Origin of the sequence: Hyphomicrobium sp. DMF-1, assembly GCF_027886585.1 — a bacterium.
Lineage (GTDB): Bacteria > Pseudomonadota > Alphaproteobacteria > Rhizobiales > Hyphomicrobiaceae > Hyphomicrobium_C > Hyphomicrobium_C zavarzinii.
This window is the reverse complement of sequence record NZ_CP115706.1, coordinates 2,243,977-2,268,718: the sequence shown is the minus strand read 5'-3', so window position 1 is coordinate 2,268,718 and position 24,742 is coordinate 2,243,977. Positions and strand designations below refer to the sequence as shown.

The window sequence follows — 24,742 nt, the reverse complement described above, 5'->3', positions numbered from 1 at the left end:
ATTGTAGTAGTGTACTTTCTGGATCACACATGCTGGCGGCAGGCAGGCCCAACGACAAGCTCAGCGACCGCATCCGCGTCCGCGCGCGCAACGTCTCTCCCGCGATCGCGCGGGTGCTTGAGTTCATCGACAACAACCGGCACGAGGTCATGACCCAGTCGGCGCTGGAAATCGCAGCAGCCCTGCGGACATCCGACGCGACTGTCGTCCGCGCAGTCCAGGCGCTCGGCTTCAGCGGATTGCGCGAGTTGCGGCGGGTGGTGGCAACGGCCTCGGGCGTCGGCCAAACCCCTGCGGACACCATCGCCCGCACCGTCGCTTCGATAAAAGCAAGATCGGCAACGGCCGTCGAGCAGGTCTTCGCCGACCACCAGGAAACCTTCAACAACCTGTCCGCACCCGAGACGCAAGCGAGCATTCTCGCCGCGGTCGCGCAGTTGAGACCGGCCAAGAGAATTGGCGTGTTCGGAATTGGTGCAACCGCATTTCTGGCGCGCTATTTCGCAATGTCGCTGAACCGCATCGGCTACCCGACGTTCGTGTTCGACGGATGCCTGTCGCCGCTTCCCGAGCAACTCCTGGAAATGCGCAACGTCGACGCCTTGGTGATGCTCGCCTACGGAAAGCCGTTCCGCGAAGCGATCTCGACACTTGGCGAAGCGCGGCGCCTGAAGGCGCCGGTCGTCCTCATCACAGATTCGAAAGAGGTCGCGCTCACGCGTCACGCAACCGCCGTCGTCCCGGTTCTGCGCGGCTTTGCGGGACGTATCGCTCTGCACGGCGCAACGTTCGTATGCCTCGAAGCAATAAATTTCGCGATGGCCGCCGAGAACCCGCCGAAGGCCATCTCGACGCTCGAGCGGCTGACCAGGCTGCGTAGTGCCGTGCACAAATAGGCCCCTGTGACCATTCTGCACCGCTCGCCCTCCCTTCTCGCGGCTGCCCGATCATTTTATTTACTACTACAGTCAGCAATTAAAATCTGAACCCTATCAGCCAGCCAGCCACCGCGCCCGCCGCGACGTTAGCCAGCCAGCCGCCTTTGAAGCTGGAAGCCGCCAGAGCATCTGCGCAGCTCCGTTTCGCTGACAGACTTGGGGAAGATTTATGCGTCACATAAGTGGAATTCGGTCGCGATCCGCGGCCTTCATGCTCGGCACGGGGGCACCGCTTTGGATCGGGCTCGGCCCCGCATTCGCGCAGGAGCAGCCAGCCGAGCTGCCGCCCCTTGAAGTGACCGCCAAACAGAGCGCGAAAAAGAAAAAGAAGGTGGCCAACCCGGCTCCCGCACCAGCCGCCGCATCCGCGCCCGTCGAAACCCAGCCTGCGGCGAAACCCGCGGCCACAACCGTCTCCGCCGAGCCCAGCATCGGCACCAACACCACCGACATCACCTCGCAGGATCTGGCCAGGATCAATCCGAGCAACATCAAGGACGTGTTCTCCGGCCAGCCCGGCATCCTCGTCGGCAGCTCGCTGCCCATGTCGCAGAAGGTGTACGTCAACGGCATCGAGGAAACGAACCTCTCCGTCACCGTCGACGGCGCCCGCCAGAACAACAAGGTGTTCCACCACAACGGCACAAATCTCATCGACCCGAGCTTGTTGAAGGCCGCTCGCGTGGACGCGGGCGTGGCGCCTGCCGACGCGGGATTCGGCGCACTCGCAGGCTCCATCGCCTACGAGACGAAAGACGTCGGCGACCTGCTGGACCGTGACGGCCTCGGCGGGTTCGTGAAATCGTCCTTCAACACCAACGGCAACGTCTTCACCAGCAACCTCGCCGCTTACGGCATGTCCAAGGGCTTCGAAGCGCTCGGCTACTTCAGCTTCGGCGATGGCGACGACTTCGAAGCAGGCAACGGCCAGACCGTCGAAGGAAGCGAGACCGACTTCCTGAGCGGCATCGGCAAGCTCGCCTATCAGGCGACCAGCGGCGATCGCTTCGAGATCAGCCACGAGCGCCTGAACGACGAAGGGCTGCGTCCCTATCGCGCGAACGCGATCATTCCCCCGCTGGGTCTCGAGCCCGCGCTGCGCGAGTACAGGCTCGACCGGCAGACGACGGTATTCAACTACAGCGACGCGACACCCCAGGGCTGGTGGGACCCCAAGGTCGTGCTCGCCTACAGCAAGACCGAGGTCTTCACGCCCTTCACCAATCGCCGCAACGGGCGCGTCTCGCCAACCCTCGGCGAGACGGACACCTTCAACGGAAAGGCCGAGAACAAGTTCGCATTCGACACCGGCAACGTGATCGCCGGCATCGACTTCAGCAAGAGCCGCGCCGCTCTCGATTTTCCCGGTGAGTACCCGCGCGAGAAAAGCACGGTCGCGGGCGCTTATACGCAGGCCAGGATCGAGCCGGTTCTCGGCACGCGCCTCTCGTTCGGCGGCCGCGCAGACCAGCAGTGGTTCACCGGCGTCAACGGCTCGAAGTGGAACGACAGCGGCCTCAGCGGCAACATCTCCGGCGAGCAGGATCTGCTCGGCCGCTTCCTCACCGCGAAGGCGGGCTACTCGCACGTCTGGGCCGGGGTGCCCCTCGCCGAGAATTTCATCATGAGCCCCGCCTGGACCTATCCGAACGGCCTCGAAGCTACCACGGCCGACAACTACACCGCGGGCCTCGTCGCACGCTACGGCGGCTGGACGCTCGAAGGAACGATCTTCCGCACCGAGATCGACAGCGCCCGCATCGCCCTCATCTCCCGCGACGTGGAAAGCGAAGGCTTTGAGATCGGCGCGGGCTACAACTGGGGCTCGGGCTTCCTGCGCGTGAAGTACGCAAACATCGATGCCACCATCGATGGCCTGCCGGCCGATTCCTACACCGGCAACTACCTCGTGACACCCGTGGGCGAAATCATCACCGTCACCGCCGCTCACACGTTCGCCGGAACCGGCCTCACCGTCGGCGCAGACGCCGAGTTCGCGCCCGAGTATGATCGCGTTATCGCGGGCTCGCCGCCCTACCCGTCCTATCGGGTCGTGAACGCGTTCATGGAGTACAAGCCGCAGCTCTCCACCTACGATCTGACGTTCCGCCTCGACGTGCAGAACATCTTCGACGAGACCTACTCGGATCGAGCGTCCTACGGCCACGAGTTCCCCGGCGAAGTGACGCCGCTCTACGAACCCGGCCGCTCGTTCCTTCTCAGCACCACCGCGAAGTTCTGACGGATCGCGAGCTTGTCCTTGGGGAGCGCTGCAGGCGTTGCGGCGCTCCCTTCCTTTAGCAGCGCTCCGTCACCGGTACACGTAGGTGATGACGAAGGTCCGGTCCGCAATCGTCGACTTGTAGGGCGGCAGCGGAAAATAGGTCTGCTTGGTGGCGAACACGACGCTCTGATCGAGCCCGTCGCGCCCCGATGGCTCGACCACGCGCACTTCCGCAAGGTCTCCGTTCTCGGTCAGAATGAGCCGGACCGTGACACGTCCGAACACACCTCTCGGCGGCGGCATGGTTGCGCGCAAGGCGCGGATCACGCCCCGCCCGAACTCGTCGTTCTCGCCCGAGCGTGTGATGCCGGGCGGGCGCGAGACGGAGGACGAGCGTCCCGGAGGCGCGACTGCGGCATCCTTCGGCGAAGGCTCGAGCCGCGCCTGCTGCTGGGCTTTCTTCTTGGGCGGGGCGGGCTCGGCCTTCTTCTCCGCAGGCTGGGCGGCCTCCGCTTTCTTTTCGACGGGCTTCGCCTCCTCCTGCTTTTGCGGCTCGGCTGGCTTCTCCGGCGGATCGGCCGGCTGCGGGATGGTCGCGAGATCGGGAAGCAGCGTCTCGAAGTCCGGCAGCGCCGATTTCTGTTCCGGTTTAGGCTCCGCTTGCTTCGCCTCTTGCGGCGGCGGCTGAGGTTGCGGCTCCGCGGCCTTCGGCGCGGGCTCGGGCGGAGCCGGTTGCGGAGGTGCTGGCTCTGCCTGCTTCGGCTCAGGCTTCGGCGGCTCTTGTTGCGGTGGCTCTGGTTGCGGTGGAACCGGCGGCGTGGGGCTCACCGGGGGCGCAGCACCCGGCGGCGGCATCGCAACCGACTCGAGGCTGCGCAAATCGGCGGCACTGACGAGCTCCACCGCAATCGCATCGTTCGAGCCCGACCGGTCTCCCATTGTGCGCGGAACCGAACGGCCGATCTCGATGAACAACGCCGCATGAAAAAGAAACGCCAGCGCAAGCGCAACCTGAAACGGCCGCTGCCCCTTCTCCAGAGGTGGAACAAGCCGCTCAGTCAGCGCAAACGTTTCATCGGCAGTTTGCATGAGCTCATCTGTCAACGTGAGGTGCGGCGCCCATCCTGGCATTTCGCATCACATGGCGCCCCACATCCGCCTTCACAACCGGCAGGTTGTCGCTCCCGATATGTCACCCGCCTCGATATCTCACCCCGGCGGTGCCATCTACGTTCCGCGAAGCTTTCACCCGGCCCGAGACTACGCGGGCAGGGCGTGCTCCGCTATCGGGGCGCTCGACATTTCCCCTCCCGCCGTGGCTTCTCCGCCCTATAGTCCGCCAAAAGGAGACGGCAGCCATGAGCCAACGCGGAACCATCAGAGCCGGGATCGGAGGCTGGACCTTCGAGCCCTGGCGCGGCGTCTTCTATCCGGAAAAACTCCCGCACGCCAAAGAGCTGCACTATGCGAGCCGCGCGCTGAGCACGATCGAGATCAACGGCACCTACTACCGCTCGCAAACGCCCGCCACATTCGGGAAATGGGCCAGCGAGGTGCCGGACGGCTTCGTGTTCTCCCTCAAAGGGCCGCGCTTCGCCACCAACCGGCGCGTGCTCGCCGAAGCCGGCGACTCGATCAAGCGCTTTCTGGATTCCGGCCCCACCATGCTGGGGGACAGGCTTGGCCCCATCCTCTGGCAATTCGCGCCCACCAAGAAATTCGATGCGGCGGATTTCGGCGCCTTTCTCGAGCTGTTGCCAAAAACATTCGACGGCCACGCTCTGCGCCACGTCGTCGAGGTACGCCATCCCTCGTTCAAGGACAGCGAGTTTGTGACGCTCCTCCGCCACTTCGAGATCCCGGTCTGCTATGCCGATCACCCGACTTATCCCGCCATCGCAGATCTCACGGGAGACTTCGTCTACGCGCGTCTGCAGAAAGGCGAGGACGAAAACCCCACGGCCTATCCGGCCAAGGAGATCGCTACCTGGGCTTCAACGGCAAACGCGTGGGCCGCAGGCGAGCTGCCCAAGGCGCTCGCCCCGGATCTCGCCGGAGAGCCATCAAAGAAACCCGGCAAACCGCGTGACGTCTTCGTCTACTTCATTCACGGCGGCAAGATCCGCGCTCCCGCCGCCGCGCAAGCCTTCACGGAAGCGCTCGCAAAACCGAGCGCTCCCAAAAGCAAGCCGAAGAAGTGACGGGATCGGCTGCGTCAGCCCGCCTTGCCTTCCGTCACCTTCTTGAGATTGGCGAGGCCTTTCTCGAACTGCCCGCCGATCATTTTGTCGCCGTTCATGATCGTGCAGATCGCGCGCTCCAGGAACCCGCGCTCACCCGACATGCTCCACGTCACGATCGTGCGCGGACCATCGCCCTTGAAGACGAACTCGCTGTTGGCCGATCCCGCAAACGGCTTGACGAAATCGGTGCGGATGCGGACGAGCTCGCTCGGGCGGCTCTCGACGAGCGTCATGCTGCCTTCGCCGACCTCGTGATTGCCGGACCAGCGCAACACGGCGCCTTGGCCCGACGCCGGCCCCTCGAACGTTGCCTTGGCCGCTGGGTCGAGCTTTGCCCACGGCGACCACGCGTCCCAGTTGTGGAAGTCGTTCACCTCCGCGAACGTCTGCTCGGGCGTGGCGACGACGATCGCCGACCGCTCGACGCGATACGCCGAGGGCTGCAAGGCCACGTAGACGCAGAACGCGGCCACCACCGCGACAACCAGAAGGGCAATTCGCTTCAACATCGTGTCTTCCCCGAACCAGAGCCTCGTCGACGCAGGGCGCATATCACCCCGGCGCGTTACAAACCAGTCTAGCGCCCCCTCTTGACATGATTACGCCCGACACGCTTGCCTTGCTGACATGAGCGGTCCGCCTGCCGGGCCCCAAAGAAACGGGAGAACAGAGATCATGCGCACGACCACGACAACACTCTCGCTCGGCTTCGCCGCACTGGCGGCAGTCCTGGCGGCAACCGCCCCCGCGCGCGCGGCTGATCCCTCCTACGTGGGGACGTGGGCCTCCGATCTGGCTCAGTGCAAAGTGGGCCAGGATCGCCAGGAAGCCCCCCTCCTTCTCTCGAAGGACGGCTACGATCAACACGAGACCCACTGCAAGTTCAAATCCGTCGACGGCGCGGATGGCGAGTGGAAGGTCAGCTCGGAGTGCACGATCGAAGGGAGCGCGGAACCTTACAACTTCACGCTCACCGTCTCCGGCGACACGCTGACTGTGACGGACGAGGCCGGCTCCCGCGATCTGCTCGCCTGCCGGTAGGCGTTCACACCGCCGATACTGAACCCTGATCGCCTCGGACTTATCGGTCCGGGGCGCCTGCGTTCGCGCCACACGTCCCCATCATTCGACGCGCTTGCCCGATCTGCGCCACATTTCGCCCGCGCCCGGGGAGCAGCGTCCACGCGCGCCGTGTCCCGCGGTCCCGAGATGGGCCGCGAACCGGCACGCAAGACGGACGTCACATCAGGGAGAACAACAAGATGAAACTGATCGCCAGAAGCGCAGCGTTCGCGCTGGCCGCAGGCACGCTCGCCGTCATGAGCGGCGGCGCCAATGCAGCCTGCAAGCAGATCGGCGCGGTCGGAACCGGCGTCACGCAGGACATCGCGAAGTTCATGGCCGATGCCGCGCTGAAGAACATCCGCGAGAACCAGGGGTACGCAAAGGCTGCCGGGGCCACCACCTACAAATGCGAGACGGGCATGATCGCCACCGACTGCCACGCGCGTCAGAAAGTTTGTCAGTAGCACCGCCGGAAGGCGCGACGGAAACTCGCGCCTTCCCCGTTCTTCCCTACAAGACGGCGCATCCGGTCCCCCACCGGAAGAGACCCAGAGAGAGCGCCGGTCGAGCAAGGAGAACGGACATATGACACGTAAGGGTAAGTACATTCTCGCCGGCATCGCCGCCGCAACCGTAGGTCTCGCCGCAGCGGGCGCTATCGCCCAGCGCGGACACTGGGAAGGCCACAAAGGCCGTCATCACTTCGGCCCCGGCGCCTCGGCCGGTCTCCTGGGCCTCGGCTTCGGCGGTCCCCATGGCCGCATCTGCCGCGGCGACAGCGCCGAGTTCGCCGACCTCATGCTCGTGCGTCTCGAGCACCGCGTGAAAGTGACGGACGAGCAGAAGCCCGCCTTCGAGGAATTCAAGACCGCGACCCGCGCCGCCGCCGACAAGCTGCGCGAAGGCTGCCCCAAGAAGCCCGAAGCAAGCGACGAGAACACCCCGCGCAAGACGCCGATCGAGCGCCTCGCGCAGACGCAGGCCGGTCTCGAAGCCTCTCTCGAGGCGCTGAAGACCTACCGCCCGGCGGCCGAGAAGTTCTACGCGAGCCTCACCGAGGAGCAGAAAGCCAAGCTTACGGAGCGTCGCGGCAAGGGCCACTGGAAGCGCGATCACGGTCCGGACCAGAAGGGCGGCCACGGCCCCGACGATCAGAAGGACGGCCCCGCTCCCGGCGACAAGGGCTAATCCGGCAAGAGGCGCGGGCGGAGTTAACCCTCCGCGCCTCATTCTCCTCGAAGAATTGCCGCCGGAGCCTTGATAACTCCCCAAACCTGGATCATCGTGGTCTTTCCGGATCATGACACAGGTTGAGGTGGCAATGCTGCGGCGCGTTGCACTCGTTTTGCTTTTGCTGGCAGCATCCGGCCTTGCGGCGATCTTCGCCGCGGGCCGCTTCGGCGTGACATTGCCGTGGGACATCGCGAGCAGCACCGCGCCGGATCCCGCGCAGAAAACGGCCGCACCGGTCTCAAAAGATCGTGAACAGGCGCCCGCTGCCAAGGAAGAGCAGGCCGCCAAGTCGGCCGAAACCGTCATCGACCAGACCGTCACGGCGCTCGGCAAATCGGACGAGCCAAAACCCGCGTCCGGAAACGTCGAGATCGACATCTCCCGCATTTCTCCGGATGGCTCGTCGGTATTCGCCGGACGCGCCGAGCCGGATACTTATGTAACGGTCATGGAAAACGGAAAGCCGGCAGGCACCGTGAAATCAGACGAGCAGGGCGAGTGGAGCCTTGTCACCGATCATAGGTTCGCCAGCACCGACCCGACCCTCACCTTCTCGACCAGCAAGACACCGCCCCCCGCGCCGGAACCGCCTAAAACACAAGTGGCGGCCGCCGCACCCGTCCCGGCCAGCCCCGCCTCGCCCTCCGCGGTCGCGAGCGACGTGATGCGCAAATTCGAGAACCTCGTCTCCGAAGCACGTGAGGAAGCGGAGAAGAACGCGCACGACACGCAACAAACCGGAAAGAAGAGCGAGGGCGAGACGCCTGCCGCAACGGCAGCACCTGCGACGCCGGACGCGCCCGCCTCATCCTCGACCACGGCGTCGTCCTCCAGCAGCGCAGCCGAAACCTCTGTCGCAGCCAACGCCACAAGCACGACCACGGAGCAAGCTGCCGGTGCAAGCACGAGCACCGCCGCCAGCGAAAAGACGGCCGCCGCCGATACGGATCGCACCACGACCGTCATCCCGGTGCCCATCATGTTCGTCTATAACGAGGCGGTGCTGACGCCCGAGGGCGAGCGCGCGGCCCGCCTGCTCCTCGAATACCTGACGCTGAAGCGCCTCTCGGCCGTCGAGCTCACCGGCCACGCGGACGAGCGCGGCACCAACGACTACAACTTCGATCTCTCGCGCGACCGCCTCAATACGGTTTCGGAGATCCTGAGAAACGGCGGCTACACCGGCGAGCTGAAACTCACGCCCAAGGGCAAGACGGAGCCGTTCATGGGCGTCGATCGCACGGCTTACAAGGGCGAGGCGCTTTACCAGCTCGACCGCCGCGTCGAGCTGCGCGTGACACGCTGAGCGCCCGCATCTCCACCCACTCGCGCAAAAAAAAGGACCCCGGTGCGGGCCGGGGCCAGGAGTGTGGGAGGAGAAGGGATCCAGAACGTGAAGGTCGTTTCGGGGTGTTACTGGCAGGTCTGAAGCAGCTCCCAGACGCGCTTGCACTTGCCGGCGACGCACACGTTTTTCGGCGTCTTGACGTACGAGCAGTGATAAGCGCCCGAGAAACCCTGGTAGCCGTTCATCGGCTTGTCGAACTGATAGGTCTGGGCGAAGTATTCCTTGCCGCCTTTCGCATCCGCATCGCTGCTGGCGATGAGCGGGAACAGAAGAGCTGCGGCAGCGAGAACGGCGAGAGCGCTGGTGCGAGCAATGGTCATCGAAGCCTCCATCTTGTGCCCCTCGGTCAAGGGCGGGTTGAGTGATCTGATGCCGTGAACCTAAACGGCTCCGCCATCGCCCGCTGTTCCAGGCGTGACACTCGCGGCTTTTCGTGAAAAATCTCGCGCGCAGTCTCCTCGCCCAGCGAGAAAGCCAGCTAATGAGCATTCCATGAGCACCAGTACGCCCGGCGCCTCCCCTGTCTTGACACCCGGCCTCACGGGGCACGCGGAAGTGCGCGTGACGGAAGCCCTGTGCGCTCCCGCCGTCGGCAGCGGCGCGATCATGGTCTATGCCACGCCGAGCATGGTCGCTCTCATGGAGGCCGCGGCCGTGGCGTGCGTGGAGCATCGCCTCGCGCCTGGCCAGGCGAGCCTCGGCGTTCAGATCGAGGTCAGTCACACAGCGGGCACGCCCGTTGGCCTCGCCATTTACGCCACTGCCACCCTCGTCGCCGTGGACGGACGCAAGCTGACGTTCGAGATCGAAGCCCGCGATTCGAAGGAAAAGATCGGCACGGCGCGGCACACCCGGGTTGTCGTCGATGCGGAACGCTTCAAGGCCAGGATCGCGTCAAAATCCGCCTGACGTCCCCCTCGTCCTCGTCCCCGTCCCACTGCCCCCTTTATCCCCACTCTCCGCAGTGTGTGGCCAGCGGGCCTCCCCGCGGACGGCTTTTGTTGCTAGAAAGGGTGCAAGAATCGGGGAGAGACACAATGCGCTTCACGCTGTCCACGCTGCTCATTCTGCTTGCCACCGCGGCAACCGCTGGAGACGCATCCAAAGCTCCGCCGGCTGCGGGCGCAGCGGCCAAGGCGGCCGGCGCGGCGGCAACGGAAACATCCGCGCTTCCCGACAATCCCGCGAAGAAGAGCTGCGCGAATGCGGACGCGCTCGGCGTCGCCCGCACAGTGGAGATCGATACCACCGGCGGCCCCGGCTTTGGCCTCGATCACTACAAGGCCTACGACTTCCTGCAGGAAAAGGAGGTCGTCCTGACCTTCGACGACGGCCCGCAGGTCAACACCACGCGCGCCATTCTCGACGCCCTCGACGAGCAGTGCACCAAGGCGATCTTCTTCAGCCTCGGCAAAATGGCGATCGGCCTGCCTGAGATCATTCGCGACGTCGCCCATCGTGGCCACACCGTGGGCACCCACACGTGGTCGCACGCCGACATGAGAAAGAAATCGGACCAGGACGCGAAGGACGAGATCGAGAAGGGCATCAGCGGCGTGCGCCGCGCTGTCGGCGGTCCCATTTCGCCGTTCTTCCGCTTCCCCTACCTCCGTGACTCGCAGGCGACGCTCGCCCACCTCGCGAGCCGCAACATCGCCGTGTTCTCGACCGACGTCGACAGCTTCGACTTCAAGCGCCAGACGCCGGAGCAGCTTGTTCAAGCCATCATGAAGCGGCTGGACAAGAAGGGCAAAGGCATCCTGCTGATGCACGACATTCAGCCCCATACGGCCAAGGCCATGCCGAGCCTGCTCGCAGCGCTGAAGGCTGGCGGCTACAAGATCGTGCAGATGAAAGCCAAGGACGACCTCAAGACCCTGGCCGAGTACGACGCGATGATCGAGAAGGACGTGAAGGGCCTTCCGGCGGTCGGCGCCGAGCGGCCGATGTCGAGCGTGATCAAAACGGTCCCGACGGGCCAATAACACGGTCCGGAAGCCCTCCCGATTGGTTAACCGCAGGGGCCTCCGACATGTATCGACACGAAAAAGTAGTCACATCACGCCCGCTTCATCGGTAAACTCCTCAAAAACGCCAAAACTGGGCGAGAGAGAGTTTTGATGAACATGAGACGAATCCTGCGCCCGGCTCTGCTGGGCCTTGCGCTGGCGTTTGCGCTGATGCCGGCCCAGAGAGCTGCCGCCGAGACCTGCTCTGCCGAAAGCTTCGGCGAAGCCGTCGACGAGTCGGCCGCTGAGCTGCGCGCCTTCAGCGCCGAGACGCAGCCCCGGCTCAAGCAGAAGCTCCAGGCCCTGCGGGACCACAAGAAGTGGACCGACCCGGATTTCGAGGCCAAGGGGCTCGCGCTCGTCCATGACAAGAAGCTCGACGAGTTCGACGCCCAGGCGGGCGAGCTTCTGGGTAAGATCGATACACTCGGCACACCGGAGACCGAGGCGGCGGCGGCAGGCAGCTGCGCCAATCTCTCGGAGCTGAAAGCCGCTTCCAGCGAGCTGATGGCCGTGATGCGCGCGAAGTCCGCCTATCTCATTGCCAAGATCGACAAGGAAATCGGCGCACCGGCCGCCGCGGCGCCATCCACTGTCGCGACCAGCGAGCCGGTCCCCGCTCCCACCCCGGCCGTTCCGCCACCGTCCTTGTCGCGCGAGCCCGCGTCGCCCCCACCCGCATCGCCACCGGCTGCGTCGGCAGACGCACAGCCCGAGAAGCCCGCTGGGCCTGCCTCTCCGGTCCGCAAGACCGAGACCGCCAAAACCGACGCCCCCAAGACCGAGACCACGAAGCCGGCCGCCACCTCACCGCCTCCCGCGTCGGCTCCGGCCGCGGCCTCGAAGGGTAAGGAGGAGACGGAGAAATCGTCGAGCTGGAGCACCACCACCGCGCAGGCCGTGATCCCGCCGCCGCCTGTGGTGCGCACGCCGTCGCCCAACCACGATCTCCCGCCCGCCTTCGAGCCTCCGGCACCTGGCGATCCGCCGGGCGCGCCTTATGCGCTGCCCCCTGCAGACGGCATCCCGCATGCCCAGGACGGCTACACCATCGACGAGATCCGAGCGGCGACGCAGGGTTTCTTCGGCACAATCTCGACCTCGCTCGCGAGCGTCATCGAGCACGCCTTCAAGCAGGCGGGGCGACCCACCGCATACGTGCTCGGCAAGGAAGGCGGCGGCGCGTTCCTCGCAGGCCTCCGCTACGGCGAAGGCACGCTCTACCTGCGCTCCGGCGGCACGCAGCAAGTGTTCTGGCACGGCCCGTCGATCGGCTACGATGTCGGCGCCGAGGGATCGCGCACACTGTTCCTGATCTACAATCTCGATGAGGCCAACAGCCTGTTCCGCCGCTTCACCGGCGTGGACGGCTCCGCCTATCTCGTCGGAGGCGTCGGCATGACGCTGCTCAAGGGCGGCCCCGTCCTGATGGCACCGATCCGCTCCGGTCTCGGCCTGAGGCTCGGCGCAAGCATCGGCTACGTGCGGTTTACGCCACGCCCGACCTGGAACCCGTTCTGAGACGAGACATCGAACGCCCGCGAAACAGAAAACCGCGCCGGATTGAACGAAATCCGGCGCGGTTTTTTTGTTTCGGAGCCGGAAGCTGAGCTCAGAAGCCGTAACCGTAGGAGTAGCTGTTGTACAAACCGCGCGGCTGATAGTACGGGCGCGGCGCGGCGTAGTACCGGCGCTTGCGAGACGGCGGCGCATAGTAGCCAGGCGGCGGCTGCGCATAGGCGTAATTGCCGCGCTGCGCATAGCTCGGCGGCAGATAGCGGTATCCGGCGCGGCGCGTCGATGTTTCATCCCGCTCGCGCGAGGCCACACGCTCCGAATAGGAATGATCCGGGGTTCCGTGCACCACGATCTCCGTGCGCGCCTTGCCGTGATCGTTGACCAGCTTGAACAGTGCCGCCGCGTTCTTCGGCGCAAGCCGCACGCACCCGTGCGAGGCCGGGCGCCCAAGCTGGTTGATCGCATAGGTGGCGTGGATCGCGACGCCCTTGTGGAAGAAGATCGCGTGCGGCATCGGCGCGTAATCGTACTGGCGCGAGTACCACATCTTCGACATCCACGTCGGTTGGAACGTGCCGGTCGGCGTACGGTAGCCGTAGCGGGCCGACGAGATCTTCCATGTGTAACGGGGCGTACCGTTCTCCGACACGGTCATCACCTGCCGCGTCAGATCGATGTTGATGCCAAGCGTCGGCTCCGGCGGAGGCTCCTGCGTAACGGCTGCGGTCTTGGGCTCCTCCGCCATCGCGGAAGCGGGTGCCGTGCCTGACGCAGGCTGCGGAGCGCTCATCCGCTCGGCAGCCGTCTCGGAGGCGGGCGTGGCCGAAGGCGCCTGCGCGGCGGCCGCTTCGACACTCGCTTCGGGCGCCTTCGGAATGGATTGAGGCGCAGGAGAAACCGTCAGCGTGGGCGGCGCGGGCTCAGCCGGGCCGGCAGCCGACTTGTTGATGATCGTCACAGTCGGAACGCCACCCTGCGCGGCTGGCTTCTCGGGCGCGGTCTGCGCATGTGCTACCGCCGCTCCCAACGAGACGGCAAGCGCACCGACCAGAACCTTCAACCTCATCACAACTCTCCAACGCGATACAAACTGAGAGGTAACAATGACGAGCACAGAGACCTAACTCGTACAGATGGACCATGAACGGGGCAGCACCGGGACCGCCCGTAAAACCCGACCTTAATGCGTGATGGTGATGCGTGTCCGCCCCGCGCCGTAGCTGCGCACGAGTTGGAAGAACTCGGCCGCATTTCCCGGCGACAGGCGAACGCAGCCGTGCGACGCGGGACGTCCGAGCCGGCTCACCTCGTTGGTGGCGTGAATGGCATAGCCGCCGCTGTAGAACACGGCGTTGTGCATCGGCGCGCCGCTGTATTTCGTAGAGTACCAGCGCCGCTCCAGGCGCTGCGCCCGGAAGTTGCCCGACGGCGTGGCGTAGCGGCCCCGGCCCGTGGACACCGGCCAGCTATAGTAGAGCTGGCCGTTCACATAGACCTGCATGGTCTGGCTGCTTTTGCTGATGCGGGCGTGGACGTTGGCCGAGGCCGTGGCAGGCACGAGGGCCGACGCGACCGCAAGGGCGATCGCGAGGACGAGAGGGCGCATCACTCTTTACTCCAGACACAGAAGAGGGCGGCCGCGAGAGCGGCATCAGGAAAAAGAAACCGCAATTCCGTTAGGATATCGTTTCCCAAGCAGACTTTCAAAGGCCGACGGATACCCAGGTAAACACGTTATCGGCCGTTTACCTCTGGAGCAGCAGTCCCCGGGCTGCCCCACGCAAGCGCCGGAGCCATCACGCCTGGGTCTTGATCGCCTCGAACGCACCCAGCGCCGCTGCACGCGCCTCCGCGTGCGCGACGATCGGGGCCGGATAGGTGGACCCGATTTTCACTTGAGCCGCCTCCAGAACAGCCGCCGAGGCCTGCCAGGGCTGATGGATGACGGAGGCCGGAAGCCCCGCCAGCTCCGGCACCCAGCGGCGCACATACTCGCCCTCCGGATCGAATTTCTCGCCCTGAAGCACGGGATTGAAGATGCGGAAATAGGGAGCGGCATCCGCGCCGGACCCCGCCACCCACTGCCAGCTCGCCGCGTTGTTCGCGAGATCGGCATCCACCAGCGTATCCCAGAACCACGCCTCGCCCTCCTGCCAAGGCAAGAGAAGGTGCTTGATCAGGAAGGATGCCACGATCATGCGCACACGGTTGTGCATCCAGCCCGTGGTCCACAGCTCCCGCATTCCCGCATCCACGATCGGATACCCGGTGGCACCCTTCTTCCAGGCTTTCAGGTGAGCAGCGCTCTTGCGCCACGGAAAACCGGAGAACTCGCTCCGGAACGGCACCTCGGGAAGATCGGGCCAGTGATGCAGCAGATGCGCGGAGAACTCGCGCCAAGCCAGCTCCTTGAGATAGGTCTCGACACCTCCGGCCGCCTTCCGCTCGCGCGCTCCCGCCGCTTCCGCGGCCCACCAGCACTGGCGCGGGCTGATCTCACCGAATGCGAGATGCGGAGATATGCGCGAAGTGCCCTCCAGATCCGGCCGGTTTCGCTCATCCGTATAGTTGGCGATGGCCTCGTCGAGGAAAGACGAGAAGCGCGCTCGCGCGCCGTCCTCGCCCGGCGTCCATGCGTCTCTCATGCCACCCGCCCAATCGGGCCGCTCCGGCAGAAGACCCCACGACTGGAGACGCTCGCTCTTCGGCAGCTTGGCGGGTGCGCGAAGCTGAGTGGGGGCGGAGAGCGGCTTCGAAACCGTGACCTTGGACCGCAACGCGCGCCAGAACGGCGTGTAGACTTTGAACGGTCCCCCCGCCTGAGTGGTGAGCTGCTCGGGTTCGTGCAGCAGCGTTCCCGCGAACCGCCGCAGCCCCACGCCCTGCGCGTCGAGCCTGTCGCGCACCTCACGCTCGAGCCGTTGCGCCCAGGGCTCGTAGGCGCGCGAGCAATGCACCGCCTCGGCCTTCGTCTCCTTCGCCAAGGCGGAGAGCACATCCCCGCTGGCGCCTCTCCGCAGCACCAGCGATCCGCCGAGCCCCGAGATCGAACGATCGAGCGCTTCGAGGCTGTTGTGGAGCCACCAGCGCGAAGCCGCACCCGCACGCCAGGAGCCGGGAGCAGCGTCATCCAGGATGTAGACCGCGAGCACGGGAGAGCCCGTCTCCACCGCTGCACAGAGCGCTGCGTTATCACCAAGCCGAAGGTCCCGGCGAAACCAGACGATAATCGGCTTGTCCGTCATAGAAACCCGCGCGATCGAGAAAAGACGTCCCTCGCAAAACGAGCTTTCGCGCGCGACGGATCACTCGGAAATCACGCACGGCGGCGCGCGATTGCGGTATGCGGCTCGGATCGAGCCTCTAGTTGAAAAGCAGATCGAAGATCGTCTTGGGCTTTTTCTTCACGGTGGCGCGCTTGGCCGGAGGCGGCTGCTGCTGGCCGAAAGCGCCGCCGAATGGCGTGTCCCAGGGCGCCCATCCGCCCGTCTGGCTGGTGCTCGTGAAGCGCCGGTCACCCGCCAGTCCTTGCCCGGCCATCTCGGGGCGATCCGCGCGCAACGCGAATTCGTCGGTGACGCCGTCCACGCTCGCAACCGTCACCTTGCCGTTCTCCCACGTCCAGGTCGCGACTTTCTCGCCCTGCTTGTGAGGCTCGATGGCGACGACGACGCCCGCCTCCACATCCACCACCGCGACCTGCTCGAGATCCTCCGTACCCGTCTTCGTCGTCACGGAGCCGCCGAAGAAGCGCAGCGTGCCGATCCCCTTGAACGGCGGCTGCTTGAGCTCCCATTCGAGCAGCTTCGGCTGCCCGCTTCCCATCATCTCCAGCGGAATGGCGAGCCGCGGATACAGATCGTTGATGGCCACGAACCGCTGACCGCGTGACACGACACGCCACGTATCGATCCCCGCATCAGCAAGAACCGTATCCTCCGCGCGAGACGGCACGCTGCCGAGCCGCTGCAGCGACTCCGTCGCGTCACGATAGCCGGGCCGCAGCGTCTGCGCCTTCTTGAGATCGGCGATCGCCTGCTCGGTCTGCCCTTGGGCTTCCTCGATCTCGGCCTTCACCCAATAGACCTCGGCCGTCTCGGGATTGAGCTTCTGCGCAACCTCGATATCGCGCAGCGCCACATCGATCTGTCCGGCCTGTTTGTAGGCATAGGCGCGATAGGCGAACGCGAGCCCCGAGCGCGGATCGATCTCGATGGCGCGGTTGAGATCTCCGAAAGAGTCGTCCTGCGCCTCGGCGAGACCAAAGGCGAACCCGCGTTCCGCATAGGCGATCGCGTTCTTCGGATCGATCTCGATGGCCTTGGTGAAATCCTTGATCGCCGAGGCGGTATTGCGCGTCGCGAGGTAAGCCTTGCCGCGCAGCACGTAGCTCTCGGCATGAGAGACATCGAACGCGATGGCGCGAGAAAGATCCTCGATCGCCTCGTCGTAGTGCTCCACCTCGAGCTTGGCTTCCGCGCGGTTACGGTATCCGGCGGCGAAGCGCGCATCCGCCTTCACCGAGCGGGTGAAATCGCGGATCGCCGCGTGCGGACGCAGCAATGCGAGATGGGCGAGGCCGCGGCCGCTGAGCGGCGCGGGATTGGAAGGAAGAAGCTGGATCGCCTTCGTGTAGTCGGCGATCGCGTCGTCGAGCTCGCCGAGGCGTACATAGGCGCCCGCCCGGTTGTTGTAGGCGGCGGCATAGCCCGGGGCCAGCACGATCGAGCGGTCGAAATCTTTCACCGCCTCTTTGGCGAGCCCCAGCGACAAGAGCAGGTTGCCGCGATTGTTGTAGACGGCAGCGAACTCCGGAAAGAGCTGCGCTGCCAGATTGAAATCCTCGAATGCCTGCCGCGTGAGGCCCAGCTTGATGTTGGCGACGCCGCGGTCGTTGAGGATGGCGGCGCGACGGTCGTTCGGAAGCGCCGTGTCCTTGAGCGCTTCGGTATAGCTCTGGACTGCCTGCTGAACCTCGCCGCGCACCAGCGCGCCCGCCGCTTCCTCTGCGATCTGAGGCTCGCCGGGTGCCGCTTGCGCAGGCGCGTTGAGCCCGCCCGTGAGAAGGGCGAGCGCGAGCACGGCGCGAACGGGATGCAGGCGAACCATCGAACCTCTTGGCCACGTGCCGGAAATGCCGGCATAGTAGACGGATGGAAGACGCGAATCTTCTTCCCAATATAGCGCAACGTTCAATAAAGGCAGATTGTGGCCCGGGCACGATACGGCAGCGAACGCCCCGCAATCTCCGCAATAGGCCCCCGGTAGTCCCCTGGTAATTCCATGAACCTCTGGCTGCGCCTGGTGTGGCTGCTCTTGACGGCACCCTTCCGCCCGAAAATCTCGGTCCCCGACGGCTTTTCCGCGCTCACCCTCCGGGTGCTCCCGAACGATCTCGATCTCAGCCTGCACATGAACAACGGGCGCTATCTCACGATCATGGACCTCGGGCGCATCGATCTCATCATCCGAGGCGGCTTGGGAAAGGCAGTCTGGCGCAACGGCTGGACCCCGGTCGCGAACGCCGTCGTCATCCGCTTTCGCCGCGAGCTGCGCGCCTTCGAGCGCTATCGCCTGGAAACACGTGCCGTAGCGTGGACGGAGCAGGCCGTCGTCATGGAGCAGACGTTCGTCTTCGCCGCGGGAGATCGTGAAGGACAGGTGGCGGCCAAGGCCTTGGTCAAAGGCGCGATCTACGACCGAAAGGAACAGCGCTACGTCCCCATACCAGACCTGTTCGGGCTGATTGGCGGCCCGGCGGAAAGCCCACCGATGTCGCCCGAGGTCGAAGCGTTCCTTGCCGCTGATCGCTCCATGCGCGAAGCCGGCCGGTCCGCCCAGCCCGGCGCCTGATCCGCCTAGCGCGCCGCGGCCGGCATCAGCCGCGCGAGAACCGCAGGAAGACGCTCCGGCAGATCCTCCGCGATCAGGCCAGGCCCGAAATCCGAGGCGGCTGCGCCATGCAGCCACGCCGCCGCAGCGGCCGCTTCGAATGCGGGCATCCCCTGCGCCAGAAGCCCGGTGATGAACCCGCCGAGCACATCGCCCGAGCCCGCCGTCGCGAGCCACGGCGGCGCGTTCACGTTCACCGCCGCGCGTCCCGAAGGCTCCGCGATCACTGTGTCCGGCCCTTTGAGCAGAATGATCGCGCCGGTCTCCCGGGCCGCGCCCCGCGCCCGTTCGAGCCGCGCGCCCCCGCCCGCGCCGAACAGGCGAGCGAACTCGCCGTCGTGCGGCGTCAGCACGACGGGGCCCGCATGGCCACGAATAGCGGTCACGAGGCGCGCGAGGTCGCCCGAGAAGGACGTCAGCGCATCCGCATCGAGCACCACACCCGCTGGCGAGCGCAGAGCCGCTTCCACCAGTCGGCACATGGCCTCTCCCACGCCGCCGCCGGGGCCGATCAGGAGCGCATTCTTCCGCTCGTCATCAAGGATCGCCGAAAGCCCCTCCGGTCCCTCGAACGGCCGCAGCATGATCGCGGTGAGATGCATCGCGTTGACTTCGACCGCGTCGAGCGGGCTCGCCACTGTCACCAGCCCCGCGCCTGCCCGGAGCGCGCCGCGCGCGCCCAGCCGGGCCGCCCCCGTCGCATGAGGCGCACCCGACACGACGACGGCATGGCCGCGCGCATACTTGTGGCCCGTGTGAGACGGCCAGCGGAAAGGCTCGCGCCACAGAGCGAGCCCGTTCACCCGCGCCTTGATGTCGAGCTTCGCCAGAACATCCGGCGGCGTCCCGATGTCCGCGAGCCGCACGGTGCCGCACAGCTCCCGGCCTGGAAAGAGCACATGCCCGGGCTTGAGGCGGAAAAACGTCACGGTCTCCGTGGCGCGAAACACCGGGCCTAGCGCCTCACCCGTCGCACCGTCGAGCCCGCTCGGCACATCGATGGCGAGAACTGGCGTGCCGGACGCGTTGACGGCCGCGATCACCTCCGCCGCAACACCCTCGATCGGCCGCGAGAGACCGGCCCCGAACAACCCGTCGATGATGAGATGCAGGCTCTCGAGCTTGTCAGGGTCGAGCGGCCGCACGGGACCGTCGAACCGGCGCGCCATTTCGGCCGCATCACCCTTGAGTGCCGCCTTCTCGCCGAGCAGGAACAGGCGCACGTCGTAGCTCGCGCGCTTGAGAAGCCGCGCCGCGACGAACCCGTCACCGCCGTTATTGCCCGGGCCGCACAGCACCGCCACGCGCGAGCCGGGTGGCACGAGACGGCGCGCGGCATCCGCAACCGCGCGTCCTGCCGTCTCCATCAGCGCGAGGCTTGCAACCCCGTGCTCGACCGCCAGCCGGTCCGCCTGCCCCATCTCGCTCGGCGTCAGGAGCTCCGGCAGCCCCCCGTCCAGCCAAATCGTCTGCGTCGCCACGCCGTGCCTCGTCCTATTCGTGAAACCTTCGACCCCGACCGTAGAGAGATCGGGGCGCATTGGCCATGCCGGCCGCGGGACGGATACTTTGACCAACCGCCTACGGCAGCGGCACCACGGACGGCTCTGGCGGACTTTCGTGCACAAAAAGCGCGCATAACGCACAATTTTTGAGCTATTAAGGGCAGCTGGACTGCCCATCCGAAAGGCAGTAATCAACCAAGCTTCTGAAAACAAACAAGTTAATTTGGATCAATCGACTTGGCATATCCCGTGCTACCCGATGGCCGGTCCGGCGCATCTGGCTTTGCGATCGGGACTGCTGGAGGACAAGGGCGCATGAAGAAGATCGAGGCCATTATTAAGCCCTTCAAGCTCGACGAGGTCAAAGAAGCTCTCCAGGAGATCGGCCTGCAGGGCATCACCGTGATCGAGGCGAAGGGGTTCGGCCGTCAAAAGGGCCACACGGAGCTGTATCGCGGCGCTGAGTACGTCGTCGACTTCCTGCCGAAGGTGAAAATCGAGGTCGTGTTGGGCGATGAGATGCTCGACAAGGCCGTCGAGGCGATCCAGAAAGCGGCCAAAACCGGCCGCATCGGCGACGGCAAGATCTTTATCTCGTCGATCGAGGAAGCCATTCGCATACGCACGGGCGAGACCGGCGCAGAAGCAATCTGATCTGCGCTGCGTCTCACGCGTGATACGCAAACTCAAATCCAAAGGGGAGTGTTTATGAAAACGGTCAGTGACGTCCTGAAGTTGATCAAGGACAAGGACGTGAAGTTCGTCGACCTGCGGTTCACCGATACCAAGGGCAAGATGCAGCACGTCACCGCTGACGTGAGCACGGTCGACGAAGCCATGTTCGAGGGCTACGCCTTCGACGGTTCTTCGATCGCCGGCTGGAAAGGCATCGAGAGCTCGGACATGTTCCTCAAGCCCGATCCGTCTTCCGCCCACGTCGACCCGTTCTTCGCTCAGACGACCGTTGCCATCTTCTGCGACGTCATCGAGCCGCTGACCGGCCAGCCCTATGAGCGCGACCCGCGCTCGATCGCCAAGAAGGCCGAGGCTTACATGCTCTCGCTCGGCATCGGCGATAAGGTCTACTTCGGCCCCGAAGCCGAGTTCTTCATCTTCGACGACGTGAAGTTCTCGACCGACATGTACAACGTCGGCTTCAAGGTCGACAGCTCCGAGCTGCCCACCAACACCAGCACCGAATACGAGATGGGCAACCTCGGCCACCGTCCGCGCGTCAAGGGCGGCTACTTCCCGGTTCCCCCGATCGACAGCTGCCAGGACATCCGCTCCGAGATGCTCTCGGTGCTGACCGAAATGGGCGTCACCGTCGAGAAGCACCACCATGAGGTGGCGGCCGCTCAGCACGAGCTCGGCGTCAAGTTCGGCCCGATGATCACGATGGCCGACCACATGCAGATCTACAAGTACGTGGTCCATCAGGTCGCTCAGGCCTACGGCAAGTCCGCGACCTTCATGCCGAAGCCGATCTTCGGCGACAACGGCTCGGGCATGCACGTGCACCAGTCGATCTGGAAGGGCAGCGAGCCGACCTTCGCCGGCAACAAGTACGCCGACCTTTCGGATACCTGCCTCTACTACATCGGCGGCATCCTGAAGCACGCGAAGGCCATCAACGCCTTCACCAACCCGCTCACCAACTCCTACAAGCGCCTGGTGCCGGGCTACGAGGCCCCCGTTCTGCTCGCCTACTCGGCGCGCAACCGCTCCGCCTCCTGCCGTATTCCGGTCGTGACCAGCCCGAAGGCCAAGCGCATCGAGGTGCGTTTCCCCGATCCGGGCGCCAACCCCTACCTCGCCTTCGCGGCTCTCCTCATGGCCGGCCTCGACGGCATCCAGAACAAGATCCATCCGGGCGACCCGATGGACAAGAACCTCTACGACCTGCCGCCGGCAGAGCTCGCCAAGATCCCGACCGTTGCGGGCAGCCTGCGTGAGGCCCTGGCCTCGCTCGACAAGGACCGTGCGTTCCTCAAGGCTGGCGGCGTGATGACCGACGACATGATCGACGCCTACATCGAGCTGCGTATGGCAGAGAACATGCGTTACGAGATGACGCCGCATCCGGTCGAGTACGACATGTACTACTCGGTCTGAGAGACACCCCGATCACGACGGGGGAAGGAAAGGCCCGGCAGCGATGCCGGGCCTTTCTCGTTATGGATCTCTGCGGAGCACTCAGCAGACAAGCGCTCAGTAGAACAGCAGAACGCCGATGAAGATCGAGGCCAGCGCGAGCCGGTAGAAGCTGCGCTCGTTCTGCATCAGCCAGCCCACGAAGCGGCGCGGCAGCTCGCTCCACGACACGCGCGCGAGCGCCGACAGCACGAACCCGAGCACCAGGCCCAAAAGCAGCGAGCCCGGCTGCACGCCCGAGTGATCGCCAGTGAACAGACTGTCGAACGAAAAATCGGGGACCGGCGCCGAGCCGATCACCACCAGCACGCCGGCAGCGAGAAATCCGAAAGCCAGAAGCGAAAGAAACCCGATCGCCGATCTCATGTGAGCCTCGCGAGGCTTGGCCTGACCGTGTGGGGTGCGAGCGAGACGCGCTCGCATCGAAAACGGAAAGCAGGCTCGAACAGAACTTGGAGCACACCGAAAGCGCCGGGCGGCTTGACCGCTTCTCAGGCGCATCCCGAGCTTAAGCCGCCCGCCTCAACGTTCGGTTAACCAAGGCCGCGACGGAGCCGGAGCGGCCCGCGACTTGTGCATACTTCGGATATTGACAGCTCTGGGTCTCAGGCGCACACTTTCAAAACTCCTCGAAAGGAGGTCTAAGAAAATGTCACCACCGGATCAGATGAGACCGCTCGCGAACTGAGTGGATTGCTCTGTTTAAGAGAGCAATTGGCGAGCGGCGCCAAACAGACAATTTGAAATTGCACGTGGAAACTTGGGTAAGACTGCGAGCTTTCTAAGCATCGCGGCGGAAGGCCGTGAATTCGATCGACAGACCTGGCGCCAGGGATCGGAGGCCAGAGGGATCGACAGGGAGAAAGAGAGGCCGTATCCGGCCCTTTCCCGACACGGACCGATGCAGGGCCCGATGAGGAAAGCAGCATAGCCACCAAGCACCCACGAAAAAGGATCAGACGGCTAGGACGAAATGCGGAACCGGCAGGCGGCTCCGGAGAGACGCGATCCTTCGACGAAGGCAGATCTCTCGTAACGGAAGTTCGTGACGCCCCGCAGCGCAATTGAAAGAGTCCTTGTCCGCGATCTCGCGAGCCCGCTGGAGCAATCTCCGGCGGGCTCAAGATTTTTTGCCACGCGTATAGCTCCCCGTTGAGGTCGCCAGCGCAACGCTGCGCACCTTGCGGCGTAGCGCACTGCAGCAAAAACCAACCAAACCACGTCAAGGAATCTGGACGGAGCTCCCGTCAAGCGATCTGGATTTAACCTACGGAAGTATTTATACGTAGGCACACAGCCGGAACAGGCTGGATCCAAGGATGGAGCTCGTAATATGTGGAAGTGGACGGTGGCGGCGGTTCTCGCAGCAGTCATTCCGACTGCAGCATCAGCTCAGGACGTCGAAGCAGGCGCTGCAGTATTCAAAAAGTGCGCAGCTTGTCATCAGATCGGACCAAGCGCGAAAAACGGGCTCGGTCCCGAATTGACCTGCGTGATCGGCCGCAAAGTCGCGTCCGTCGAGGGATTTCAGTATTCCGAGGGCCTGAAGAAAACCGATTGGACCACCTGGGACGATGACCACTTTCTGAAATGGGTGGAGAACAACAAGAAGCTCGTGCCCGGAACCAAGATGATCTTCCCGGCCGGCGTCAAGAATGAGACCGACCGCGCCAACCTGCTCGCCTACGTGAAGGCCCAATGCGCCAAGTGATCCAGCGAGTGATCGAGCGCGCCAACTGATCGGGCGCGTGAAATAAGACAACCGGCGGCGCATCTCGTCGTTGCGCCGCCATGATTGAATGCGACCGAGACGCAATGATGCGCCTCGGTCTTCTTTTTATCGCTCTCACACTGTCTGGTACGGCCTACGCGCGCGCGCCTTACGGCTGGCTGCCGTCGCAGGCCTTGCCTGCGCCAAGCCTCGCGGAGCGCATTACGCCGCCTCCGGGCTTCGAGCGGATTGCGGCCCCTGAAGGTTCGTTCGCCGCCTGGCTGCGCGGTCTTCCGATGCGTCCCGAAGGCGCAAAGGTGATGACCTACACCGGTGCGCCCAAATGGCGGCAGGATGTCCATGTCGCCGTCGTCAATATCGACATCGGCAAGCGCGACCTCCAGCAGTGCGCCGACGCCATCATGCGCCTGCGCGCGGAATGGCTCTACAGCCAGAACCGCGACAAGGAGATCGCCTTCAACGACACCGACGGAAAACGTCGCCGCTTCTCAAGCAGCCGCAGCAGCGATCACGCCGGCTTCAGAAAGTACATGGATCTGGTGTTCGCCTACGCCGGCACCTACTCGCTCGAGCGGGAGCTGAAGCCGGTGAAGCCCGAGCAAATGGCGATCGGCGACGTTTTCATCAAAGGCGGCTTCCCCGGCCACGCCGTCCTCGTTGCCGACATGGTCGAGAACAGGGTAACCGGCGAGAAGCGCTTCCTCTTGCTTCAGAGCTACATGCCCGCCCAGGACATCCACGTTCTCAAGAACCCGAAATCGGCAGACGGCACACCCTGGTACTCGACCGAAATCGGCGGCCAGCTCGTCACGCCGGAATGGGTGTTCCTCAGAAGCGCTCTGCGCCGCTGGCCCTGAAAGGCAAGTCCGAAACCGCGAGTT

24 protein-coding genes are annotated in these 24,742 nt (G+C 64.8%); 15 read left to right on the top strand and 9 right to left on the bottom strand.

Translation table 11 applies throughout. The features are described from left to right. The first annotated feature begins 29 nt into the window (after nt 1-29). Entirely contained in the window at nt 30-896 is an 867-nt protein-coding gene (locus PE058_RS10380) for a MurR/RpiR family transcriptional regulator (protein WP_271030547.1), read from the top strand. A gap of 211 nt (nt 897-1,107) precedes the next feature. After that, on the top strand, nt 1,108-3,180 hold the full coding sequence (locus PE058_RS10375; protein WP_271030546.1) for a TonB-dependent receptor domain-containing protein: 2,073 nt from the start codon (nt 1,108-1,110) through the stop codon (nt 3,178-3,180). A gap of 69 nt (nt 3,181-3,249) precedes the next feature. Here the strand turns inward: PE058_RS10375 and PE058_RS10370 are convergent, their stop codons facing one another. Continuing rightward, complete coding sequence (locus PE058_RS10370) at nt 3,250-4,251, bottom strand: energy transducer TonB family protein (protein WP_040498780.1); 1,002 nt, start codon at nt 4,249-4,251, stop codon at nt 3,250-3,252. Nucleotides 4,252-4,520: 269 nt separating this feature from the next. On the opposite strand from PE058_RS10370, the gene PE058_RS10365 reads away from it, so the two are divergent. Next, nucleotides 4,521-5,363 (top strand): DUF72 domain-containing protein, encoded by an 843-nt coding sequence (locus PE058_RS10365; protein WP_271030545.1) that lies wholly within the window; start codon nt 4,521-4,523, stop codon nt 5,361-5,363. A 14-nt stretch (nt 5,364-5,377) separates the two neighbouring features. Here PE058_RS10365 and PE058_RS10360 read toward each other — a convergent pair whose 3' ends face one another. Beyond that, on the bottom strand, nt 5,378-5,914 hold the full coding sequence (locus PE058_RS10360) for an SRPBCC family protein (protein WP_271030544.1): 537 nt from the start codon (nt 5,912-5,914) through the stop codon (nt 5,378-5,380). Nucleotides 5,915-6,080: 166 nt separating this feature from the next. Between PE058_RS10360 and PE058_RS10355 the strand changes: the two genes are divergently transcribed. The 4 genes from PE058_RS10355 to PE058_RS10340 all read left to right on the top strand — a co-directional run bounded on the left by PE058_RS10355 (nt 6,081) and on the right by PE058_RS10340 (nt 9,009). Next, the gene (locus tag PE058_RS10355) at nt 6,081-6,446 is read left to right on the top strand and encodes a hypothetical protein (protein WP_271030543.1); all 366 of its coding nucleotides are present in this window, start codon (nt 6,081-6,083) and stop codon (nt 6,444-6,446) included. 221 nt (nt 6,447-6,667) lie between these two features. After that, the gene (locus PE058_RS10350) at nt 6,668-6,934 is read left to right on the top strand and encodes a hypothetical protein (protein WP_020087217.1); all 267 of its coding nucleotides are present in this window, start codon (nt 6,668-6,670) and stop codon (nt 6,932-6,934) included. Nucleotides 6,935-7,055: 121 nt separating this feature from the next. Continuing rightward, nucleotides 7,056-7,658 carry a Spy/CpxP family protein refolding chaperone gene (locus tag PE058_RS10345; protein WP_020087216.1) on the top strand — a complete coding sequence of 201 codons (603 nt, stop codon included), beginning with the start codon at nt 7,056-7,058 and terminating at the stop codon, nt 7,656-7,658. 133 nt (nt 7,659-7,791) lie between these two features. After that, nucleotides 7,792-9,009, top strand: a complete 1,218-nt coding sequence (locus tag PE058_RS10340; protein ID WP_271030542.1) for an OmpA family protein — start codon at nt 7,792-7,794, stop codon at nt 9,007-9,009. Nucleotides 9,010-9,116: 107 nt separating this feature from the next. Here PE058_RS10340 and PE058_RS10335 read toward each other — a convergent pair whose 3' ends face one another. Next, the gene (locus PE058_RS10335) at nt 9,117-9,371 is read right to left on the bottom strand and encodes a hypothetical protein (protein ID WP_156827498.1); all 255 of its coding nucleotides are present in this window, start codon (nt 9,369-9,371) and stop codon (nt 9,117-9,119) included. 172 nt (nt 9,372-9,543) lie between these two features. On the opposite strand from PE058_RS10335, the gene PE058_RS10330 reads away from it, so the two are divergent. From PE058_RS10330 to PE058_RS10320, 3 genes are all read left to right on the top strand, one after another. After that, nucleotides 9,544-9,960 (top strand): thioesterase family protein, encoded by a 417-nt coding sequence (locus tag PE058_RS10330; RefSeq protein WP_271030541.1) that lies wholly within the window; start codon nt 9,544-9,546, stop codon nt 9,958-9,960. A 128-nt stretch (nt 9,961-10,088) separates the two neighbouring features. Beyond that, a complete protein-coding gene (locus tag PE058_RS10325) occupies nt 10,089-11,036 on the top strand; it encodes a polysaccharide deacetylase family protein (RefSeq protein WP_271030540.1) in 948 nt (315 codons plus the stop codon). Between the two features lie 135 nt (nt 11,037-11,171). Next, a complete protein-coding gene (locus PE058_RS10320; RefSeq protein WP_271030539.1) occupies nt 11,172-12,581 on the top strand; it encodes a DUF1134 domain-containing protein in 1,410 nt (469 codons plus the stop codon). A gap of 91 nt (nt 12,582-12,672) precedes the next feature. Here PE058_RS10320 and PE058_RS10315 read toward each other — a convergent pair whose 3' ends face one another. The 4 genes from PE058_RS10315 to PE058_RS10300 form a co-directional block, all read right to left on the bottom strand. Beyond that, nucleotides 12,673-13,644 (bottom strand): L,D-transpeptidase, encoded by a 972-nt coding sequence (locus PE058_RS10315; RefSeq protein ID WP_020087210.1) that lies wholly within the window; start codon nt 13,642-13,644, stop codon nt 12,673-12,675. A 114-nt stretch (nt 13,645-13,758) separates the two neighbouring features. After that, complete coding sequence (locus tag PE058_RS10310) at nt 13,759-14,184, bottom strand: L,D-transpeptidase (RefSeq protein WP_020087209.1); 426 nt, start codon at nt 14,182-14,184, stop codon at nt 13,759-13,761. A gap of 190 nt (nt 14,185-14,374) precedes the next feature. Next, nucleotides 14,375-15,823, bottom strand: coding sequence for a cryptochrome/photolyase family protein (locus tag PE058_RS10305; RefSeq protein WP_020087208.1), 1,449 nt, complete (start codon nt 15,821-15,823; stop codon nt 14,375-14,377). 118 nt (nt 15,824-15,941) lie between these two features. Further along, entirely contained in the window at nt 15,942-17,687 is a 1,746-nt protein-coding gene (locus tag PE058_RS10300) for a tetratricopeptide repeat protein (protein ID WP_271030538.1), read from the bottom strand. Between the two features lie 174 nt (nt 17,688-17,861). On the opposite strand from PE058_RS10300, the gene PE058_RS10295 reads away from it, so the two are divergent. Next, complete coding sequence (locus tag PE058_RS10295) at nt 17,862-18,431, top strand: thioesterase family protein (protein ID WP_271030537.1); 570 nt, start codon at nt 17,862-17,864, stop codon at nt 18,429-18,431. A gap of 5 nt (nt 18,432-18,436) precedes the next feature. Here the strand turns inward: PE058_RS10295 and PE058_RS10290 are convergent, their stop codons facing one another. Further along, complete coding sequence (locus PE058_RS10290) at nt 18,437-19,891, bottom strand: NAD(P)H-hydrate dehydratase (protein ID WP_271030609.1); 1,455 nt, start codon at nt 19,889-19,891, stop codon at nt 18,437-18,439. A gap of 399 nt (nt 19,892-20,290) precedes the next feature. Between PE058_RS10290 and PE058_RS10285 the strand changes: the two genes are divergently transcribed. Together PE058_RS10285 and glnA are read left to right on the top strand one after the other, a co-directional pair. Continuing rightward, nucleotides 20,291-20,629 (top strand): P-II family nitrogen regulator, encoded by a 339-nt coding sequence (locus tag PE058_RS10285; RefSeq protein ID WP_020087204.1) that lies wholly within the window; start codon nt 20,291-20,293, stop codon nt 20,627-20,629. Between the two features lie 54 nt (nt 20,630-20,683). After that, complete coding sequence (gene glnA, locus PE058_RS10280; protein ID WP_020087203.1) at nt 20,684-22,090, top strand: type I glutamate--ammonia ligase; 1,407 nt, start codon at nt 20,684-20,686, stop codon at nt 22,088-22,090. A 96-nt stretch (nt 22,091-22,186) separates the two neighbouring features. Here glnA and PE058_RS10275 read toward each other — a convergent pair whose 3' ends face one another. Then, entirely contained in the window at nt 22,187-22,495 is a 309-nt protein-coding gene (locus PE058_RS10275) for a hypothetical protein (RefSeq protein WP_020087202.1), read from the bottom strand. A gap of 967 nt (nt 22,496-23,462) precedes the next feature. Between PE058_RS10275 and PE058_RS10270 the strand changes: the two genes are divergently transcribed. Beyond that, nucleotides 23,463-23,840 carry a c-type cytochrome gene (locus PE058_RS10270; RefSeq protein WP_020087201.1) on the top strand — a complete coding sequence of 126 codons (378 nt, stop codon included), beginning with the start codon at nt 23,463-23,465 and terminating at the stop codon, nt 23,838-23,840. Between the two features lie 104 nt (nt 23,841-23,944). After that, nucleotides 23,945-24,718 carry a DUF4846 domain-containing protein gene (locus PE058_RS10265; protein WP_271030536.1) on the top strand — a complete coding sequence of 258 codons (774 nt, stop codon included), beginning with the start codon at nt 23,945-23,947 and terminating at the stop codon, nt 24,716-24,718. Nucleotides 24,719-24,742: the final 24 nt, after the last annotated feature.